At 72.9% G+C, this 19,326-nt stretch carries 19 protein-coding genes; 11 read left to right on the forward strand and 8 right to left on the reverse strand.

The features are described 5' to 3' along the window. Positions 1–27: 27 nt before the first annotated feature. The 3 genes from ACZ51I_RS19865 (at position 28) to ACZ51I_RS19875 (ending at position 3,099) form a co-directional block, all read left to right on the forward strand. A complete protein-coding gene (locus ACZ51I_RS19865) occupies positions 28–1,488 on the forward strand; it encodes a DUF2252 domain-containing protein (protein WP_468877392.1) in 1,461 nt (486 codons plus the stop codon). 456 nt (positions 1,489–1,944) lie between these two features. Further along, the gene (locus tag ACZ51I_RS19870) at positions 1,945–2,700 is read left to right on the forward strand and encodes a J domain-containing protein (protein ID WP_468878198.1); all 756 of its coding nucleotides are present in this window, start codon (positions 1,945–1,947) and stop codon (positions 2,698–2,700) included. Between the two features lie 54 nt (positions 2,701–2,754). Further along, complete coding sequence (locus ACZ51I_RS19875) at positions 2,755–3,099, forward strand: rhodanese-like domain-containing protein (RefSeq protein WP_468877394.1); 345 nt, start codon at positions 2,755–2,757, stop codon at positions 3,097–3,099. A 24-nt stretch (positions 3,100–3,123) separates the two neighbouring features. On the opposite strand, the gene ACZ51I_RS19880 is transcribed toward ACZ51I_RS19875, so the two are convergent. The 6 genes from ACZ51I_RS19880 to paaA all read right to left on the reverse strand — a co-directional run bounded on the left by ACZ51I_RS19880 (position 3,124) and on the right by paaA (position 8,003). Beyond that, on the reverse strand, positions 3,124–4,257 hold the full coding sequence (locus ACZ51I_RS19880; protein ID WP_468877397.1) for an acyl-CoA dehydrogenase family protein: 1,134 nt from the start codon (positions 4,255–4,257) through the stop codon (positions 3,124–3,126). Between the two features lie 140 nt (positions 4,258–4,397). Beyond that, entirely contained in the window at positions 4,398–5,486 is a 1,089-nt protein-coding gene (locus ACZ51I_RS19885; RefSeq protein ID WP_468877399.1) for a 2Fe-2S iron-sulfur cluster-binding protein, read from the reverse strand. Beyond that, complete coding sequence (gene paaD / locus ACZ51I_RS19890) at positions 5,487–5,984, reverse strand: 1,2-phenylacetyl-CoA epoxidase subunit PaaD (protein ID WP_468877402.1); 498 nt, start codon at positions 5,982–5,984, stop codon at positions 5,487–5,489. Then, positions 5,978–6,706, reverse strand: coding sequence for a 1,2-phenylacetyl-CoA epoxidase subunit PaaC (gene paaC / locus ACZ51I_RS19895; RefSeq protein ID WP_468877404.1), 729 nt, complete (start codon positions 6,704–6,706; stop codon positions 5,978–5,980). The genes paaD and paaC overlap by 7 nt, the downstream gene beginning before the upstream one ends. After that, positions 6,703–6,990 (reverse strand): 1,2-phenylacetyl-CoA epoxidase subunit PaaB, encoded by a 288-nt coding sequence (gene paaB, locus ACZ51I_RS19900; RefSeq protein ID WP_468877406.1) that lies wholly within the window; start codon positions 6,988–6,990, stop codon positions 6,703–6,705. The genes paaC and paaB overlap by 4 nt, the downstream gene beginning before the upstream one ends. After that, the gene (paaA, locus tag ACZ51I_RS19905; RefSeq protein WP_468877408.1) at positions 6,987–8,003 is read right to left on the reverse strand and encodes a 1,2-phenylacetyl-CoA epoxidase subunit PaaA; all 1,017 of its coding nucleotides are present in this window, start codon (positions 8,001–8,003) and stop codon (positions 6,987–6,989) included. Before paaA ends, paaB begins: the two co-directional genes overlap by 4 nt. A gap of 247 nt (positions 8,004–8,250) precedes the next feature. Here paaA and ACZ51I_RS19910 point away from each other — a divergent pair, with 247 nt between their 5' ends. The 3 genes from ACZ51I_RS19910 to ACZ51I_RS19920 are packed head-to-tail and all read left to right on the forward strand — an operon-like array spanning position 8,251 to position 10,906. Further along, on the forward strand, positions 8,251–8,919 hold the full coding sequence (locus tag ACZ51I_RS19910; protein ID WP_468877411.1) for a DUF5819 family protein: 669 nt from the start codon (positions 8,251–8,253) through the stop codon (positions 8,917–8,919). Beyond that, complete coding sequence (locus tag ACZ51I_RS19915; protein ID WP_468877413.1) at positions 8,916–10,247, forward strand: HTTM domain-containing protein; 1,332 nt, start codon at positions 8,916–8,918, stop codon at positions 10,245–10,247. The genes ACZ51I_RS19910 and ACZ51I_RS19915 overlap by 4 nt, the downstream gene beginning before the upstream one ends. After that, positions 10,244–10,906, forward strand: coding sequence for a TrmH family RNA methyltransferase (locus tag ACZ51I_RS19920; protein ID WP_468877416.1), 663 nt, complete (start codon positions 10,244–10,246; stop codon positions 10,904–10,906). Before ACZ51I_RS19915 ends, ACZ51I_RS19920 begins: the two co-directional genes overlap by 4 nt. A gap of 40 nt (positions 10,907–10,946) precedes the next feature. Here the strand turns inward: ACZ51I_RS19920 and paaN are convergent, their stop codons facing one another. Further along, positions 10,947–12,644, reverse strand: coding sequence for a phenylacetic acid degradation protein PaaN (paaN, locus tag ACZ51I_RS19925; protein ID WP_468877418.1), 1,698 nt, complete (start codon positions 12,642–12,644; stop codon positions 10,947–10,949). Between the two features lie 124 nt (positions 12,645–12,768). On the opposite strand from paaN, the gene ACZ51I_RS19930 reads away from it, so the two are divergent. Both ACZ51I_RS19930 and ACZ51I_RS19935 read left to right on the forward strand, forming a co-directional pair. Continuing rightward, entirely contained in the window at positions 12,769–14,355 is a 1,587-nt protein-coding gene (locus ACZ51I_RS19930) for a 3-hydroxyacyl-CoA dehydrogenase (protein WP_468877420.1), read from the forward strand. Beyond that, positions 14,352–14,945, forward strand: a complete 594-nt coding sequence (locus tag ACZ51I_RS19935) for a TetR/AcrR family transcriptional regulator (RefSeq protein ID WP_468877423.1) — start codon at positions 14,352–14,354, stop codon at positions 14,943–14,945. The genes ACZ51I_RS19930 and ACZ51I_RS19935 overlap by 4 nt, the downstream gene beginning before the upstream one ends. Before the next feature lie 24 nt (positions 14,946–14,969). Here ACZ51I_RS19935 and ACZ51I_RS19940 read toward each other — a convergent pair whose 3' ends face one another. Beyond that, positions 14,970–15,509 (reverse strand): Lrp/AsnC family transcriptional regulator, encoded by a 540-nt coding sequence (locus ACZ51I_RS19940; protein ID WP_468877425.1) that lies wholly within the window; start codon positions 15,507–15,509, stop codon positions 14,970–14,972. Positions 15,510–15,688: 179 nt separating this feature from the next. On the opposite strand from ACZ51I_RS19940, the gene pdhA reads away from it, so the two are divergent. Genes pdhA through ACZ51I_RS19955 form a run of 3 tightly spaced genes read left to right on the forward strand, consistent with a single transcriptional unit; the run spans position 15,689 to position 19,301 of the window. Continuing rightward, positions 15,689–16,849, forward strand: coding sequence for a pyruvate dehydrogenase (acetyl-transferring) E1 component subunit alpha (gene pdhA, locus ACZ51I_RS19945; protein ID WP_468877428.1), 1,161 nt, complete (start codon positions 15,689–15,691; stop codon positions 16,847–16,849). Continuing rightward, the gene (locus ACZ51I_RS19950) at positions 16,849–17,895 is read left to right on the forward strand and encodes an alpha-ketoacid dehydrogenase subunit beta (protein WP_468877430.1); all 1,047 of its coding nucleotides are present in this window, start codon (positions 16,849–16,851) and stop codon (positions 17,893–17,895) included. The genes pdhA and ACZ51I_RS19950 overlap by 1 nt, the downstream gene beginning before the upstream one ends. Further along, complete coding sequence (locus ACZ51I_RS19955; protein ID WP_468877432.1) at positions 17,895–19,301, forward strand: dihydrolipoamide acetyltransferase family protein; 1,407 nt, start codon at positions 17,895–17,897, stop codon at positions 19,299–19,301. The genes ACZ51I_RS19950 and ACZ51I_RS19955 overlap by 1 nt, the downstream gene beginning before the upstream one ends. The last annotated feature ends 25 nt before the right edge of the window (positions 19,302–19,326 follow it).

The raw sequence follows: 19,326 nt of genomic DNA on the forward strand, positions 1-19,326 counted from the left end.
TTGGACATCGCATCGGGGGGGCGTCCCATGGACGAGAACCGGGCCGTCGTGCCAGGACAGCGGAGTACGGACCGAGCGCGCGACGGAGTGCGCGTCCCGCACGTGCCGGGGTTCGCGCCCCGTACCGCCCCCGGCGCCGGAGCCTCCCCCAAGGACCGCGGCAAGCAGCTGCGCGAGCGAGTGCCCCGCTCCTCGCACGACCGGGCGGCCCTCGCCGCCGACCGTCCGGACGCCGTGCGCGCCGTCGAGGAATCGAGCCGGGGCCGGGTTCCCGAGCTGACGCCGATACGGGTCGGCAGGATGGCGGCGAGCCCCTTCGCCTTCCTGCGCGGCTCCGCCGGGCTCATGGCCCAGGACCTCGTCGGGACGCCCGTCACCGGGATCGCCGCCCAGATATGCGGCGACGCCCACGCCGCCAACTTCGGCCTCTACGGTGACGCGCGCGGACGGCTCGTCATGGACCTCAACGACTTCGACGAGACCGTCGTCGGCCCCTGGGAATGGGACCTCAAGCGGCTCGCCACCTCCCTCGTCCTCGCCGGACGGGAAGTGGGGGCGAGCGAGGACCTGTGCCGGGCCGCCGCGTTCGACACCGTCGGGGCGTACCGGCGCACCATGCGCCTGCTCGCCCGGCTGCCCGCACTCGACGCCTGGAACGCGATCGCCGACGAGGAACTCGTCTCGCACACCGACGCCCGCGACCTCCTCGGCACCCTGGAGCGGGTCTCCGCCAAGGCCCGCAACAACACGAGCGCCCGGTTCGCCGCCCGGTCGACCGAGGCCGTGACGGACGACGAGGGCGGCGGCCGCAGATTCGTCGACGCTCCCCCGGTGTTGCGGAGGGTCCACGACGCCGAGGCGGCCGAGGTGGCCCACTCCCTCGGCGCGTACCTGGAGACCGTGTCCGAGGACAGACTGCCGCTGCTCGCGCGGCACGCCGTCCACGACGTGGCCTTCCGGGTGGTCGGCACCGGGAGCGTCGGCACCCAGTCCTATGTGGTCCTGCTGCTCGACCACCGGGGCGAGCCGCTGGTCCTGCAGGTGAAGGAGGCCCGGCCGTCGGCCCTGCTGCCGCATCTGCCGGCCGCCGGATTCACCGTGCCGGAGGTCGCGCACGAGGGGCGGCGCGTGGTGCTCGGCCAGAAGCGGATGCAGGTCGTCAGCGACATGCTGCTGGGCTGGACCACGGTCGGGGGCCGACCGTTCCAGGTGCGGCAGTTCCGCAACCGCAAGGGCAGCGTGGACCCCGCCGCCCTCACGGAGGACCAGCTCGACGACTACGGGCGGATGACCGGGGCCCTGCTCGCCCGCGCGCACGCCCACAGCGCCGATCCGCGCCTGATATCCGGCTACTGCGGCAAGAACGAGGAGCTCGACGAGGCGGTCGCCTCCTTCGCCGTCACGTATGCGGACCGCACCACCGCGGACCACGCCGACCTGCTCGCGGCCGTCCGCACGGGCCGCATAGCGGCGGAACTGGGCGTCTGACGCCCGTCGGGGGCGGGGGAAGCACAAGGGGGGAGGGGAGGGAGGGGGGGGAGGCCCCCCGAGGACCGTAGGCTGGGTGGGACGAGGCGGAACGAGGACTTGGCGGGCGTGGACGTGAGCGTGGACCAGGGTGTGAACGAGGGACCCGGGGACGAGCGGCCCGAGGCCGAACAGCCCGGCGCGCAGCAGTCCGGCGGCCAGTCGGCCGGGGCCGAGCGGCCCGGGAGCCGGCGGTCTGAGGACCACTCGGTAGGGGCCGAGGCGTCCGGGGACCAGCAGCCCGCGGGCCAGGCGTCCGGGGACCAGCAGCCCGCGGGCCAGGCGTCCGGGGACCAGCAGCCCGTGGGCCAGGCGTCCGAGGGCCAGGCATCCGCGGGCCAGGAGCCCGAGGACCAGAACCCCGCGGGCCGGCAGCCCCCGGGGCAGGAGTCCGGGGATCAGCGGCCTGAGGCTCGGTTGGAGCGGGCTGTGCGGGCGGCCGAGCAGGCGCTGATCGAGTTCGAGATCGCTGTCGAGACCTTCCGGGTCGAGGTGGAGAACTTCTCGCGGCTGCATCACCAGAAGCTCGGGCCGATGTACGCGCGGCTCGACGAGCTCGACGCGCGGATCGCCGAGGCGCGGGCGGCGCGTACCGGGGATCCCGAGGATCTGCGGCGGGCGCAGGAGGCGCGGGCGGCGGTGTTGCCGATGCCCGGCGTGGACGAGCTGTTCCACGACTGGATCGACTCCGATGGGCTCTCGCCCGAGGCGGCCGCGATGCTCACCGACCGGCCGGTGCAGCCGCCGAAGCGGGTCCGCCCCGGTGAGGAGGCGCGCAGGCTCTACCGTGAGCTGGCCCGCAAGGCTCACCCCGATCTGGCGCGTGAGGACGACGAGCGGAAGCGGCGCGAGGAGTTCATCACTCGGGTGAACGCCGCCTACGCCCGGGGCGACGAGGCGTTGCTGCGCGAGCTCGCCGCGGAGTGGGAGGCCGGGCCGGTTCCGGTCGAGGAGCGGCTCAGCGAGAGCGAGGAGCTGTACGCGCGCCTGGAGTGGCTGGCCGAGCGCAAGGACATGCTGTCGGCGGTGGCGCGGGAGCTGGAGGAGAGCGCGATCGGCGCGATGCTGCGGATGGCGCCGGACGATCCGGACCGGCTCCTGGAGGAGATCGCCGAGCAGCTGCTCGCGCAGGTCTCCGAGCGGGAGAACGAGCTGGCGGGGCTGGTGCAGTAGGTTTTTCGTGCGCCCGGGTCGTTCGGGCGGTTCTGACGAGAGAAGGCTTGTCCCATGAATTTCTCCCCGCTGCCCTCGGTGGACGCGGCTTCCGTGCCGGCCGATGCCCTGGTGCTGGACGTCAGGGAGGACGACGAGTGGACGGCCGGTCACGTCGAGGGCGCGCTGCACGTGCCGATGAGCGACTTCGTGGCGCGCTTCGGCGAGGTGACGGAGGCCGTGGCCGAGCGGGGGCGCGCCTATGTGATGTGCCGGGTGGGCGGCCGTTCGGCGCAGGTCACGCAGTATCTGGTGCAGCAGGGCTTCGACGCGGTGAACGTGGACGGCGGGATGCTCGCCTGGGACGGTGCCGGGCGTCCGATGGTGGCGGAGAGCGGCATCCCGGCCTTCGTGCTCTGAGTCCTTGACGGCTTTCCGGGGGCGTCAGTCGAGGGGGTGGGTGGCCAGCAGGTCGCCGAGTGCCTCCTCGTGGGCGGCTGCGGGGCCGAGGGACAGTTCGAGGTGCTTGGCCCAGGCGTGGTAGCGGTGCAGCGGGTAGTCGGTGTCGGCGCCGAAGCCGCCGTGCAGGTGCTGGGCGGTCTGCACCACGCGGCGTACTCCTTCGGAGGCCCAGATCTTCGCGACGGCTACGTCCCCCGCTGCGGGGAGCGGTCCGTCCGCGCCGCTGGAGAGGCGCCAGGCGGCCTGCCAGAGGGTGGCTTCCATGGCGCGCAGGTCGATGTAGCGGTCGGCGGTCTGGACGGCGACGGCCTGGAAGGTGGCGACGGGGTGGCCGAACTGTTCGCGTTGTCCGGTGTACTGGCTCGTCATGGTGAGGACGGCCTCGCCGAGTCCGAGGGCGAGGGCGCAGGTTCCGGTGGTGAGGAGGGAGCGCAGGTGTTCCCAGGCGCCGTCGGTGTCGATGAGGTGTGTGGGTGCGACGCGGACGGCGGCGAGGTGTAGTTCGGCGAGGCGTTCGCCGCTGGTGGAGTACTGGGCGGTGAGGCGGAGGCCGTCGTGGGGGCGGGGCAGCAGGGCGAGGACCGTGCGTCCCTCGGCGGTGTGTGCCGGTACGGCGATGACGTCGGCGTTGTGCGCCCAGGGGACGGCGGTCTGGAGGCCGTCGAGGATCCAGTCGGCTCCGTCGCGGCGCGCGGTGACGGCGCGGTCGGCCGGTTCGTGGCCGGTGCGGCCCTGGGAGGCGGCGGTGAGGACGAGTTCGCCGCGGGCGGTACGGGGGAGGAGTTCGGCGGCCGTACGAAGGTGGGCGTACCGCTCGACGGTCATGGCGACGGCGCTGGTCTCCAGGAGCGGGACGCGGGCGAGGACGCGGGCGGACTCGCGCAGGACGAGACAGAGGGCGACGGGGTCGAGACCGGCGCCGCCGTGCTCGGGGGCGAGGGTGAGGCCGAGGAGGCCGGCGGTGGCGAGCCGGGACCAGAGTGGCCGGTCGAGGTCCTCGGCGACGGCGCCCGGGGTGAGGGCGGGGCTCGGGACGGCATCGGGTGTGACGTCCTTGAAGACCGCCTTGGCCGTCTCGGCGGCCGCTTGCTGCTCTTCGGTGAAGGTGAAGTCCACTGTGCTGCCTTCCCGTTGGCGACCTCGCGCTGTCTGACGGTTCGTCAAGATAGAACAGGTTCCAGGGGAAGGGAATGGGGGCGCCGCCGGTACTTCGGCGGCACCACCGATCCGTCAGCGCTCGGGACGGCCGGGTCGTGTCAGCGGTCGAAGTCCAGCTCCACGTCCGGGGTGGCCGGATGGGACTGGCAGGCCAGGACGTATCCGGCTTCCGTCTCCTCGGGCTCCAGGGCGAAGTTGCGGTCCATCCGCACTTCTCCGCCGACGAGGAAGGCACGGCAGGTGCCGCACACCCCTCCCTTGCAGGCGTACGGGGCGTCCGCGCGGGAGCGGAGCACGGTGTCGAGGAGCGTCTCGCCCCGCTCCACGGGCCAGGTGCCGGACCGGCCGTGCAGGGTCGCCGTCAGGGTGGCGTGGGCAGGGGCGTCGGCCGCGGGGGCCGGGGCGGGCGCGGAGCCGTCGTCGACGTGGAAGATCTCCTGGTGGATCCGGCCGCGGTCGACGCCCAGGCCGCGCAGTGCCTGCTCGGCGCCCTGGACCAGTCCGAAGGGGCCGCAGAGGAACCAGCCGTCGATCGTGCCGACCGGCAGCAGGGCGGGCAGCAGCGCGGCGAGCCGCTCGCGGTCGAGGCGGCCGGACGGCAGTCCCGCCTGCTGCTCCTCCCGGGAGAGGACCGTGACCAGCTGGAAGCGGTCCGGGTAGCGGTCCTTGAGGTCGGCGACCTCGTCGAGGAACATCGTGGACGCGGCCGTGCGGTCGCTGCGGACCAGACAGAACCGGGCCTCCGGTTCGCGGGCGAGCAGGGTGGCCGCCATCGACAGCACCGGGGTGATGCCGCTGCCGCCGACGACGGCGGCGAAGTGTCCGGGGCGCGGGGTGAGCGAGAAGCGGCCCATCGGTTCCATGACTTCGACGAGGTCGCCGACGGCCAGTTCCTTGAGCGCGTACGTCGAGAACGAGCCGCCGTCGACGAGCCGGATGCCGACGCGCAGGACGGGGGGCTCGCCGGCCGGGGCGGCGGGGGCGCAGATCGAGTAGGTGCGCCGGACCTCCTCGCCCTGCTCGCCCGTGCGGCGCAGGGCGAGGTGCTGGCCGGGGAGGTGGCGGTACGCCTCGTGGAGCTCGGGCGGGACCGCGAAGGTGACGGCCACGGAGTCGTCCGTGAGTCGCTCGACCTCGCTCACCCGGAGCGGATGGAACCCGGCCCGTCCGGCGGCTGAGGACACCATCTACAACTCCTTGAAGTGGTCGAACGGTTCGCGGCAGGCGGTGCAGCGGCGCAGTGCCTTGCACGCGGTGGACGAGAAGCGGCTCAGGAGCTCGGTGTCGGTGGATCCGCAGTGCGGGCAGCGGATCGCGAGGGTGAGCGGCACGGGGCCGCCGGTGGGCCCCTGGGGGCGGGGCGGGGCGATGCCGAACTCGGTGAGTTTGCGGCGCCCTTCCTCGCTGATGTCGTCGGTGGACCAGGCCGGGGCGAGGACCGTGACGACGGTGACGTCCTGTATGCCGTGGAGGTGGAGGGCCTGCTCGATGTCGGAGGCCATCGCCTCGATCGCGGGGCAGCCCGTGTAGGTGGGGGTGAGGGAGACCTCGACCCGGCCGGGGCCGAGGATCTGCACGCCCCGCATGACGCCGAGTTCCTCGAGGGTGAGGACGGGCAGCTCCGGATCGGGGACGGCGCCGGCGATCCGGCTCAGTTCCTCCTCCAGGGCCGTCATGGTCACCACGTCGCCCCCGGGTGGCTGCGGTGCAGGTGCTGCATTTCGGCGAGCATCCGGCCGAAGGGCTCGGTGTGCAGGCCCTGTCGGCCGGCGCCGGCGCTCCAGGCGCCGGTGCGGGGTCCGGAGGGCACGGTGAGGGTGGCGCGGGCGAGGACGTCGGTGACGGAGTCCAGCCAGGTGGGTTCCAGGGCCGGGAGGTCCAGGTCGAGGCCGTCGACGGGCTGGAACAGTTCGCCGGTGTACCGCCAGAGGGCGTCGCAGGCCCGTTGCATGCGCTGGTGGCTCTCGGGGGTGCCGTCGCCGAGGCGCAGGGTCCAGTGCTCGGCGTGGTCCTGGTGGTAGGCGACCTCCTTGACGGCCTTGGCCGCGAGGCCGGCGAAGGGGCCGTCGCCGGAGGCCAGCTGCCCGTACAGGAGCCGCTGGTAGGTGGAGAAGTACAGCTGTCGGGCGATGGTGTGGGCGAAGTCGCCGTTCGGCTGCTCGACCAGCTGGCTGTTCCTGAAGGAGCGCTCTTCGCGGAGGTAGGCCAGTTCGTCCTCGTCGCCGGCGAGGGAGAGGAGGACCCGGGCCTGGCCGAGGAGGTCGAGGGCGATGTTGGCCAGGGCGACCTCCTCCTCCAGGACGGGGGCGGAGCCGGCCCACTCCCCCAGGCGGTGGGAGAGGACGAGGGCGTCGTCGCCGAGGGCGAGCGCCGCGGCGGCGGTGCGGGTGTCGGTGGTGGCGCTCACAGGTGCTTCACCCCCTCGGGGATCTCGTAGAACGTCGGGTGGCGGTAGGGCTTGTCCGCGGCCGGCTCGAAGAAGGGGTCCTTCTCGTCGGGCGAGGAGGCGGTGATCGACGCGGAGGGGATGACCCAGATCGAGACGCCTTCGGACCTGCGGGTGTAGAGGTCGCGGGCGTTGCGCAGGGCCATCTCCGCGTCGGGTGCGTGGAGACTGCCCGCGTGGGTGTGGGACAGTCCGCGGCGGGAGCGCACGAACACCTCCCACAGCGGCCAACCGTCGCTCGTCATGCCTGTGCCTCCCCGTGCTCACCGGTGTGCTTCCGCGCGTAGGCCGCCGCCGCTTCTCTGACCCAGGCGCCGTCCTCGTGGGCCTGGCGCCGCTTGCTCAGCCTCTGGTCGTTGCAGGGGCCGTTGCCCTTGAGGACGTCCCAGAACTCGGTCCAGTCGATCGGGCCGAAGTCGTAGTGTCCGCGCTCCTCGTTCCACCGGATGTCGGGGTCGGGGAGGGTGAGGCCGAGGGCCTCGGCCTGCGGGACGGCGATGTCGACGAAGCGCTGGCGCAGTTCGTCGTTGGTGTGGCGCTTGATCTTCCAGGCCATCGCCTGGGCGGTGTGGGTCGACTCGTCGTCCGGCGGGCCGAACATCATCAGCGAGGGCCACCACCAGCGGTTCACCGCGTCCTGGGCCATGGCGTGCTGGGCCTCAGTGCCGCGGGAGAGGGCGAGCAGAGCCTCGTACCCCTGGCGCTGGTGGAAGGACTCCTCCTTGCAGACCCGGACCATCGCGCGGGCGTACGGGCCGTAGGAGCAGCGGCAGAGGGGGACCTGGTTGGTGATCGCGGCGCCGTCCACGAGCCAGCCGATCGCGCCGACGTCGGCCCAGGTCAGCGTGGGGTAGTTGAAGATCGAGGAGTACTTCTGGCGGCCGGAGTGGAGCTTGTCGAGGAGCTCGTCGCGGCTGGTGCCGAGGGTCTCCGCCGCGCTGTACAGGTACAGGCCGTGGCCGGCCTCGTCCTGCACCTTGGCCATGAGGATCGCCTTGCGCCGCAGTGAGGGCGCCCGGGTGATCCAGTTCGCCTCGGGCTGCATGCCGATGATCTCGGAGTGGGCGTGCTGCGCGATCTGGCGGACGAGCGAGGCGCGGTAGGCCTCGGGCATCCAGTCGCGCGGCTCGATCCGCTCGTCGGCGGCGACAGCGGCGTCGAAGACCGCCTCGTGGGCGGCCTGCTCGGCCGCCGCGGCCGTGTCCGACGCGCCGGGCACGCCCGTGGTCCCTGCCGTCCCTGCCGTCACTGCGGTCATCAGACCCCCTACCGACCGATCGTTCGGTTGAATGACTTCAATGGTGGGTCGGCGGCCCGTATGGTGTCAACCCTGTGGATAACCGAGGTGGGCCGATCGGGATCGGGGCGGGATGGACGCGTACGTCGAAAAGGACGCGGTCGAGGTGAACGACGACGGGGGGAGACCCGGCGGGGAACCGTCGGTCACGCCTCCTGGAACGCCTCCCGGAACGCCTCCCGGAGCGAAGGGGGCCGGCGCCGGGATCATGGCCCTCTCGCTGCCGTACCAGGTCGTCGTCGCCGTGGCGCTCGCCGTCGTCGGAGTGTTCGCCAGCGTCCACCTGGCGATGGTGTTCCTGCACGTGGCGCCGTCCAACACGCTGACCAAGCGGCACGGCGAGGCCGTCGGCGACTGGATCTACCCCGAGTTCGAGCAGAACTGGAAGCTCTTCGCGCCCAATCCGCTCCAGACGAACGTCTCCGTCGAGGTCCGCGCCGAGCTCACCCCCGTCGACGGCCGCCGCCGCACCACCGGCTGGATCGACCTCACCGCCGAGGACGTCGAGGCCGTCCGGCACAACCCGATGCCCAGCCACACCCAGCAGAACCAGCTCCGCAGGGCCGTGGACTTCTACCTCAACACGCACACCGACGACCAGCGCCCCGACGGACTGCGGGGCACCCTCTCGGAGCAGTACATGCGCCGGATCGCGATGCTCAGGCTCGACGTCCTCGAAGGCCCCGACGGGCGGGCCGTCGGCGCCGACGTGAGGCGCATCCAGCTCCGCACCGTCTCCCGGGTCATCCCCGCCGCCCGGTGGAGCACCGAGAAGACGCGGTCCAACCCCTCCTACCGCGACTTCCCGTGGTGGAGGATCACCGAGGCCGACCGGCCCGCAGGCGCCGCCGCGAGCCGCACGGAGGCGGGCCGATGAGCACGTCACCCCGCACGACCGGCTCCCCCGCCACGACCGGCTCCCTCGCCACGACCGGCTCCCTCGCCACGACCGGCTCCCTCGCCACGACCGCGTCCCCCGGCACGCGCGCGCGTGCCCGCGAGACGTTCGACCGCCGGCTCGCCCGCGGGGTGCAGGCCGTCACGGGCCGCACCCTCGCTCCGTACCAGAGCGCGATCGTACGGATCGGCTTCTCGCTGACCTGGCTGCTCTTCCTGATGCGCGAGCTGCCGTACCGGCACCAGCTGTACGGCCCCGACGCCCCCTGGTCCTGGGAGATGGCGCAGCGGCTGATCGCCGACAACCGGGCCTTCACCGCCCTCATGTGGTCGGACGGCCGGATCTGGTTCGAGGCCGTCTACGGGCTCGCGGTGCTGTCCGCCGCGCTGCTCCTGGTGGGCTGGCGCACCCGTGCCGTGTCCGTGGTCTTCATGGTCGGCGTGCTGTCGCTGCAGAACCGGTCCGTCTTCGTCGGCGACGGCGGCGACAACGTCCTCCACCTCGCCGCGATCTACCTCGTCTTCACCCGCTGCGGCCGGGTGTGGTCCCTCGACGCCCGGCGGGCGGCCCGCGAGGCCCGCGCGGCCCGAGCCGGGGAAGCCCCGCGCCGCGATGTCGTCGGACCGCTGCTGTGGGTCGTGCTCGGCGGGTTCCTCCTCGCCGCCACCTGGTTCAGCGACGTCACCGGCGAGTGGTGGGTGCCGGTACTGCTGTGGGCGCTGTGGCTCGGGAACGGGCTGTGGTGGCTGGTCCGCCGCCTCGCGCCCGGGGAGCCGCGCACCCTGCTCGACGCCCTCGCCCACCTCGCACACAACGCCGCCCTCGTCGTGCTCATGGCGGAGGTCTGCCTGATCTACGCCACGGCCGGCTGGTACAAGATCCAGGGCTCGCGCTGGCAGGACGGGACCGCGCTGTTCTACCCGCTCCACCTGGACTACTTCGCGCCCTGGCCGGCCCTCTCCGAGCTGCTCGGCGCCAGCGGGGTCATGGTGATGCTGCTGACCTACGGCACGGTGATCGTCCAGGTCGCGTTCCCCTTCACGCTCTTCAACCGCAAGGTCAAGAACGTCCTCCTCGTCGCGATGATGATGGAGCACGCCGGGATCGCGGTGCTTCTGGGCCTGCCGGTCTTCTCGCTCGCGATGATCTCGGCCGACGCCGTGTTCCTGCCGACGGCGTTCCTGGTGGCCCTGGGCGCCCGCGTGGTCCGGGGCAGGGACCGGCTGCTGAGGCGGACCCCCGCCGAGACGCTGCCCGAGCAGCGCCGTACGGGTGAGGAGTACGGCCCCCGTACCCTCGTCGGGTGAGCACCACGGAAGAACAGCCCGAGCCGGTCCAGTACGACGAGGGCTTCGGCCCCGAGATCGGCGTCGGGCCGCACCCGGAGCCGTGGCCACAGGACGATCGGTACGACCCCGAGCTGCTCGCCGGCGGCGACCGGCGCAACGTCGTGGACCGCTATCGGTACTGGACGCGGGAGGCGATCGTCGCCGACCTGGACACCCGGCGTCACGACTTCCACGTGGCGGTGGAGAACTGGGGTCACGACTTCAACATCGGCTCGGTGGTACGGACCGCCAACGCGTTCCTGGCGAAGGAGGTCCACATCGTGGGCCGGCGCCGCTGGAACCGGCGGGGCGCCATGGTCACCGACCGCTACCAGCATGTCCGGCACCACACGGACACCGCGTCGCTGACCTCGTGGGCGGCGGCCGAGGGCATCCCGGTCATCGGGATCGACAACCTGCCGGGCGCCGTCCCGCTGGAGCGGACCGTGCTGCCCCGCCGCTGTGTGCTGCTCTTCGGGCAGGAGGGCCCGGGACTCACCGAGGAGGCCCGCGCCCACGTGGAGATGGTCTGCTCGATCGCCCAGTTCGGCTCGACCCGGTCGATCAACGCGGGCGCGGCCGCCGCGATCGCCATGCACGCCTGGGTGCAGCGGTACGCGGAGATCGAGGCGCCGTAGATCCCGTGGAGGCCCCGGAGGGCCTCCACGAGGCCGTTTGTCAGGCCTGTCGGCGGACCTCCACCACCCGGAAGCGGTTGGAGACGAAGGCGCCGTCGCACAGCGCGGCGTTCGCCGCCGGGTTCCCGCCGGAGCCGTGGAAGTCGGAGAACGCGGCCGTCTGGTTCACGTACACCCCGCCCGTGAGGTTCAGCGAGAGCTGGGCCGCCTCCTCCAGGCAGACCTCCTCCACCGCCCGCTCGGTGTCCGCCGAGGTCGTGTAGGCGCCGACCGTCATCGCGCCCTTCTCCCGGACCGTGCGGCGCAGCAGCTCCAGGGCGTCGGCGGTGGAGTCCACCGAGACGGCGAAGGAGACCGGGCCGAAGCACTCGGAGAAGTACGCGGCCTGGGCGTCCGGCTTGGAGCCGTCCAGCTTCACGATCACCGGCGTACGGACGACGGCGTCCGGGTACTCCGGGTTGACCACCTCGCGGGAGGCGAGCGCGACCTCGCCGAGCTCCGCCGCGGCCTCCAGGCGTGCCTTCACGTCCGGGTTGACCAGGGCGCCGAGCAGGCCGTTCGCCCGGGCGTCGTCGCCGAGCAGGCCGCCGACCGCCGCCGCGAGGTCGGCGACGACCTCGTCGTACGACTTGGGGCCCTGGTCGGTGGTGATGCCGTCGCGGGGGATCAGCAGGTTCTGCGGGGTGGTGCACATCTGGCCGCTGTACAGGGACAGCGAGAAGGCCAGGTTGCCGAGCATCCCCTTGTAGTCGTCGGTGGAGTCGACCACGACCGTGTTGACGCCGGCCTTCTCGGTGTAGACCTGGGCCTGCCGGGCATTGGCCTCCAGCCAGTCGCCGAAGGCGGTGGAGCCGGTGTAGTCGATGATCCGGATCTCGGGTCGGACGGCCAGGGTCTTGGCGATGCCCTCGCCGGGGCGCTCGACCGCGAGCGCGACCAGGTTCGGGTCGAAGCCGGCCTCCGCGAGGACCTCGCGGGCGACCTGCACCGTGAGCGCGAGCGGCAGGACCGCGCGCGGGTGCGGCTTGACCAGGACCGGGTTGCCGGTGGCGAGGGAGGCGAAGAGGCCCGGGTAGCCGTTCCAGGTGGGGAAGGTGTTGCAGCCGATGACCAGGGCGATGCCGCGGCCGACCGGGGTGAACTCCTTGCTCAGCTCCAGGGGGTCGCGCTTGCCCTGGGGCTTGGACCAGCCGGCCCGCCCGGCGGGCGTGCGGGTCTGCTCCTCGTACGCGTAGGCCACGGCCTCGAGGCCGCGGTCCTGCGCGTGCGGGCCGCCGGCCTGGAACGCCATCATGAACGCCTGCCCGCTGGTGTGCATGACGGCGTGGGCGAACTCGTGGGTGCGGGCGGAGATCCGGGCGAGGATCTCCAGGCAGACCAGGGCGCGGGTCTCGGCGCCGGCGTCCCGCCAGGCGCCCATGCCGGCGCGCATCGCGGGGAGCAGCACGTCGAGGTCGGCGTGCGGGTACTCGATGCCGAGCGACGGGCCGTACGGCGAGATCTCGCCGCCGGTCCAGCCGTCCGTGCCGGGCTGGTCGAGGTCGAAGCGGCTGTTCAGCACGGACTGGTGGGCGGCGAGACCCGCCGCCGCGTCGAGCGAGCCGTCCGTGCCGTAGGCCTTCGGGTGCTCGGGGTGCGGCGACCAGTAGGCGCGGGTGCGGATGGTGTCGAGCGCCTGGTCGAGTGTGGACCGGTGCTTCTCGGCCAGACGGTCGGTGGTCAGCTGAGCGGTGGCCATCGATGGACCAACTCCTCGTCGAGCTGGGCAGGGAGACGCGTACGGAGTTAGAGTAACCGAACGATCGGTCGGGACAAGGGGGTCCGTCGATCCTGTGGAAAACCCATCGGGGAGGATCACTCCTATGAGCGCCAACGTGACCGTCAGGGGGAGCGACGACGTGACCGCCAGTGAGACCGCCGCCGTGGGACAGGACAGCACCGACGCCATCGGACGGGACCGCACCGTCGCCGTCGTCGGCACCGGCACCATGGGGCAGGGCATCGCCCAGGTGGCGCTGGTCGCCGGCCATGTCGTGCGCCTCTACGACAGCGCCCCCGGCCGGGCCGACGAGGCCGTCGCCGCCCTCACCGCCCGCCTGGACCGGCTCGTGGAGAAGGGCCGCCTCGACCCCGCCGCCCGGGAGGCCGCCGCCGGCCGGCTGCACGCGGCCGGGGACCCCGCCGAGCTCGCGGACGCCGCCCTCGTGATCGAGGCGATCGTCGAAGACCTCTCGGTCAAGCAGCGGCTCTTCACCGATCTGGAGAAGATCGTCGGCGACGACACCGTCCTCGCCACGAACACCTCCTCCCTCTCGGTCACCGCGATCGCCGGAGGGCTGCGGCTGCCCGGCCGCTTCGTCGGACTGCACTTCTTCAACCCGGCGCCGCTGCTCCCCCTCGTCGAGGTCGTCAGCGGCTTCGCCACCGACCCGGACGTCGCCACGCGCGCGTACGAGACGGTCAAGGGCTGGGGCAAGACGCCGGTGCGCTGCGCGGACACCCCCGGCTTCATCGTGAACCGGGTCGCCCGGCCCTTCTACGCCGAGGCGCTCCGGGTCTTCGAGGAGGGCGCGGCCGATCCCGCCACCATCGACGCGGCCCTGCGCGAGTGCGGCGGCTTCCGCATGGGGCCCTTCGAGCTGACCGACCTCATCGGCCAGGACGTCAACGAGGCCGTCACCCGCTCCGTCTGGGAGTCCTTCTACCAGGACCCGAAGTTCACCCCCTCGCTCGCGCAGCGCCGGCTCGTCGAGTCGGGCCGCCTCGGCCGCAAGTCGGGGCACGGCTGGTTCTCGTACGCGGAGGGTGCCGAACGTCCCGCGCCGCACACCGCGCCGCCGGCCGAGGCGCCCGGGCGGATCGCCGTACGCGGTGACCTGGGGCCCGCCGAGCCGCTGGTCGAGCTCTTCGAGGAGGCCGGGATCGAGGTCCGGCGCAAGGCCGGCAACGGATACGTCCTGCTGCCCGGCGGCGCCCGGCTCTGTCTCGCCGACGGCGAGAGCGCCTTCGAGTACTCCACCGACGAGATCATCTACTTCGACCTCGCGCTGGACTACGCGCGCGCGAGCCGGATCGTCCTGTCGACCGGCGAGCACACCTCGGAGGAGTCCCTCGCCGAGGCCGTGGGCCTCTTCCAGGCGCTCGGCAAGCAGGTGTCCGTCATCGGTGACGTGCCCGGCATGATCGTCGCCCGCACGGTCGCGATGCTCGCCGACCTCGCGGCCGACGCGGTCGACCGGGGCGTCGCCACCGCCGAGGACGTCGACACGGCCATGCGCCTCGGGGTGAACTACCCCGCCGGCCCGCTGGAGTGGGCCGGGAAGGTGGGGCACGCGCGCGTGCGCGACCTGCTCATGGCGCTGCACGAGCGCTACCCGACGGGACGGTACGCGCCCAGCCTGGCCACCGCCCGCCGGGCATACGCCGAGGAAGGGCAGGGCTCCCGATGACGACGGCGAAGCGCGACACGTACACCCCCGAGACGCTGCTCTCGGTCGCGGTGCGGGTCTTCAACGAGCGCGGTTACGACGGCACGTCGATGGAGCACCTGTCCAAGGCGGCCGGGATCTCGAAGTCCTCGATCTACCACCACGTGGCGGGCAAGGAGGAGCTGTTGCGGCGGGCGGTCAGCCGGGCGCTCGACGGGCTCTTCGCGATCCTCGACGAGCCGGGCGCCGGGCGGGGCCGGGCCGTCGAGCGGGTCGAGTACGTCACGCGCCGCACCGTGGAGGTGCTGATCGCCGAGCTGCCGTACGTGACGCTGCTGCTGCGGGTGCGGGGGAACACCGCGACCGAGCGGTGGGCGATGGAGCGGCGCCGCGAGTTCGACCACAGGGTGGCCGAGCTGCTGAAGGCCGCCGTCGCCGAGGGCGACCTGCGGGCCGATGTGGACATCCGGCTCGCGACCCGCCTCCTGTTCGGCATGATCAACTCGCTGGTGGAGTGGTTCCGGCCGCATCCGGACGCGACGGCGGAGCGGGAGCGGATCGCCGAGACCGTCGCCCACCTGGCCTTCGACGGGCTGCGGACGGCCCGCTGACCCCCCGTACGGCCTATCGGCGGGTCAGCGGCCCAGGTCCCGGTGGTCCGGGTCGAGGTCCGTCTCCTCGAAGACCAGCAGGGTCCGGGTGGAGAGCACCTCGGGGATCGACTGGAGCTTGGTGAGCACCAGCTCGCGCAGGGTCCGGTTGTCGGGGGTGTGGACGAGCAGCAGGACGTCGAAATCACCGCTGACCAGGGCGATGTGCGCGGCTCCGGGCAGGGCCTGGAGCTGTTCGCGCACGGTCCGCCAGGAGTTCTGGACGATCTTGAGCGTGATGTAGGCGGAGGCGCCGTGGCCTGCCCGTTCGTGGTTGACGCGGGCGCTGAAGCCGCGGATCACCCCGTCGTCGATGAGCCGGTTGATGCGCGCGTACGCGTTGGCCCGGGAGACGTGCACCCGCTCGGCCACGGAACGGATCGAGGCGCGGCCGTCCGTCTGCAGGATCCGCAGGATGGCGCGGTCGATGGCGTCCAGGGGACGCGCGGGAGGCCCGGTGAGTCCTGCCGCCGGGCCCGGCGCGACGACCTGCTCCCAGTCGTCGGCCATTTGTTCATCCGCCATGTGCCCCCGCCTCTCTCCCGTGGACGACCTGCCCTTATCCCAGGCTGTGGAGAACCGTTTGTCCACAGGCTGGAGGTGCCTGTAGCCAAAATGCCTCCACGACCGAACAATCGGTAGGTGAGGCGCGCCACACTCGCGCCACCCGCCTTCGGGTCTTATATGCCCGCTCCCACGAGGAGGTGGACTCGTTGCAACAGCGCAGTTCGACAGTCCAAGAGCCGCCCGGTGCCGTTCCCGCCCACCGGCACACCCCGCCGCCGGCCTGGCAGCCGCGGACCGACCCGGCGCCGCTGCTGCCCGAGGCCGAGCCGCTGCGCGTGCTCGGCACGGACGCCGTGGCCGACGCCGACCCCGCGCTGCTGCTCCGGCTCTACGCGGAGCTGATCCGCGGCCGCAGGTACAACACGCAGGCCACCGCCCTCACCAAGCAGGGCCGGCTCGCGGTGTACCCGTCCACCACCGGCCAGGAGGCGTGCGAGATCGCCGCCGCCCTCGCCCTGGAGGAGCGGGACTGGCTCTTCCCCTCGTACCGCGACACCCTCGCGGCCGTCGCCCGGGGTCTTGACCCCGTCCAGGCCCTGACGCTGCTGCGCGGCGACTGGCACACCGGGTACGACCCGCACGAGCACCGCATCGCACCGCTCTGCACGCCGCTGGCCACCCAGCTCCCGCACGCCGTGGGCCTCGCCCACGCCGCCCGCCTCAAGGGTGACGACGTCGTCGCCCTCGCCATGGTCGGCGACGGCGGCACCAGCGAGGGCGACTTCCACGAGGCGCTGAACTTCGCCGCCGTCTGGCAGGCCCCCGTGGTCTTCCTCGTCCAGAACAACGGCTTCGCGATCTCCGTGCCGCTCGCCAAGCAGACCGCCGCCCCCTCCCTCGCCCACAAGGCCGTCGGATACGGAATGCCGGGCCGGCTCGTCGACGGGAACGACGCGGTCGCCGTCCACCAGGTGCTCACCGAGGCCGTGGCCCGTGCGCGGCGCGGCGGCGGACCCACCCTCGTCGAGGCCGTCACCTACCGGATCGACGCCCACACCAACGCCGACGACGCCACCCGCTACCGGGCGGCCGGCGAGGTCGAGGCCTGGCGGGCACACGACCCGATCCTCATCCTGGAACGGGAACTGACGGAGCGTGGCCTGCTCGACGAGGACGGCAGGCGCGCGGCGGCGGAGGCCGCCGAGACGATGGCGGCGGAGCTGCGCGAACGGATGAACGCCGACCCGGTGCTCGACCCGATGGAACTCTTCTCCCACGTCTACGCGGAGCAGACCACGCAGCTGCGTGAACAGGCGGCGCAGCTGCGCGCCGAGCTCGAAGCCGAGGGTGAGGCGTGATGACGACCGCGACGACCGGCCCCGCGGCGGCCAAGGCCGGCGGGAACGCCGGGAAGCCGAAGCCCGCCACGATGGCGCAGGCGCTCCAGCGCGCCATGCGCGACGCGATGGCCGAGGACCCGACCGTCCATGTGATGGGCGAGGACGTCGGTACCCTCGGCGGCGTCTTCCGGGTCACCGACGGGCTCGCCAAGGAGTTCGGCGAGGACCGCTGCACGGACACCCCGCTGGCCGAGGCGGGCATCCTCGGCGCGGCCGTCGGCATGGCCATGTACGGGCTGCGACCCGTCGTGGAGATGCAGTTCGACGCCTTCGCGTACCCCGCGTTCGAGCAACTGCTCTCCCACGTGGCGAAGATGCGAAACCGCACCCGTGGGGCGATGCCGATGCCGATCGTCATCCGCGTCCCGTACGGCGGCGGGATCGGCGGCGTCGAGCACCACAGCGACTCCTCCGAGGCCTACTACATGGCCACCCCCGGGCTGCACGTCGTCACCCCGGCCACCGTCGAGGACGCCTACGGGCTGCTGCGCGCCGCCATCGCCTCCGACGACCCGGTGGTCTTCCTGGAGCCCAAGCGGCTCTACTGGTCCAAGTCCGACTGGTCCCCCGAGGCGCCCGCGCCCGTCGAGCCGATCGGCAAGGCCGTCGTACGGCGCAGGGGCACCGGCGCCACCCTGATCACCTACGGTCCCTCGGTGCCGGTCTGTCTGGAGGCGGCGGAGGCCGCGCAGGCCGAGGGCTGGGACCTGGAGGTCGTCGACCTGCGCTCGCTCGTGCCGTTCGACGACGAGACCGTCTGCGCCTCGGTGCGGCGCACCGGCCGCGCGGTCGTCGTCCACGAGTCGACCGGCTTCGGCGGCCCCGGCGCGGAGATCGCCGCGCGCGTGACCGAGCGGTGCTTCCACCACCTGGAGGCGCCGGTGCTGCGGGTGGCGGGCTTCGACATCCCGTACCCGCCGCCCATGCTGGAGCGGCACCATCTGCCGGGCGTCGACCGGGTCCTGGACGCGGTGGCGCGACTGCAGTGGGAGGCGGGGAGCTGATGGCGCAGGTCCTGGAGTTCAAGCTGCCCGACCTCGGTGAGGGACTCACCGAGGCCGAGATCGTCCGCTGGCTGGTCGCCGTCGGCGACGTCGTCGCCGTCGACCAGCCCGTCGTCGAGGTCGAGACGGCCAAGGCCATGGTCGAGGTGCCCTGCCCGTACGGCGGCGTCGTCACCGCCCGGTACGGCGAGGAGGGCACCGAGCTGCCCGTCGGAGCCCCGCTCCTGACGGTCGCCGTGGGCGGTACGGGAGCGCCGGAGGAGCTCGCGGAGTCCGCTCCGGGAGCAGCGCCGGCACCGGGCCGGGCCGAGGCCGAGTCCGCCGTCTCCTCGGAGTACTCGGGCAACGTGCTCGTCGGCTACGGCACGGCAGGGCCCGCCGCCCGTCGCCGCCGGGTGCGGCACACCAATCCGGCGAACGCGCAGGCGGCTGGGGGCGGTCAGGGTTCGGGTGCCGGGCAGGCCTCGGTGGCCGCCCCGGCACCCGTTGCCGCGCCCGTGGCCGCCGGGCCCGTGCCCGTCATTTCGCCGCTCGTACGGAAACTGGCCCGTGACGGGGGGCTCGACCTGCGCGAGGTGCGCGGATCCGGGCCCGAAGGGCTGATCCTGCGGTCCGACGTGGAGCTCGCCCTCGCGGCCCTGGAGCGGCCGGGCGCCGCCCCCGCGACCGCCCCGAGCGCTGCCGTCGCCCCTGCCGTGGCGCCTGTCCCGACGGCCGCGGGTGAGCGGGTTCCGCTGCGCGGAGTCCGTGGCGTCGTCGCGGACAAGCTGTCCCGCAGCCGTACGGAGATCCCCGACGCGACCTGCTGGGTGGACGCCGACGCGACCGAGCTGATGGCGGCGCGGGCGGCGATGAACGCCGCCGGCGGACCGAAGATCTCGCTGATCGCGCTCCTCGCGCGCATCTGCGTCCACGCCCTGGCCCGGTTCCCCGAGCTGAACTCCACGGTGGACACGGCCGCCCGGGAGATCGTCCGGCTCCCGTCCGTACACCTCGGCTTCGCCGCCCAGACCCCGCGCGGGCTCGTCGTCCCCGTGGTCAAGGACGCGGGGGCCCGGACGGCCGAGTCGCTGACGGCCGAGTTCGCCCGGCTCACGGAGGCGGCCCGGCAGGGTGCGATCACCCCGGCCGATCTCACCGGCGGCACGTTCACCCTGAACAACTACGGGGTGTTCGGGGTCGACGGCTCCACGCCGATCATCAACCACCCCGAGGCCGCGATGCTCGGAGTCGGCCGGATCATCCCCAAGCCCTGGGTGCATGGGGGCGAGCTGGCCGTTCGTCAGGTGGTGCAGCTCTCGCTCACCTTCGACCACCGCGTCTGCGACGGTGGCACGGCGGGCGGCTTCCTGCGGTACGTGGCGGACTGCGTCGAGCAGCCTGCCGTCCTGCTCCGCACGGTCTGACGCGGGCCGCCGCACCGGGCAGCCC

It is taken from the genome of Streptomyces sp. NPDC034084 (assembly GCF_055575535.1).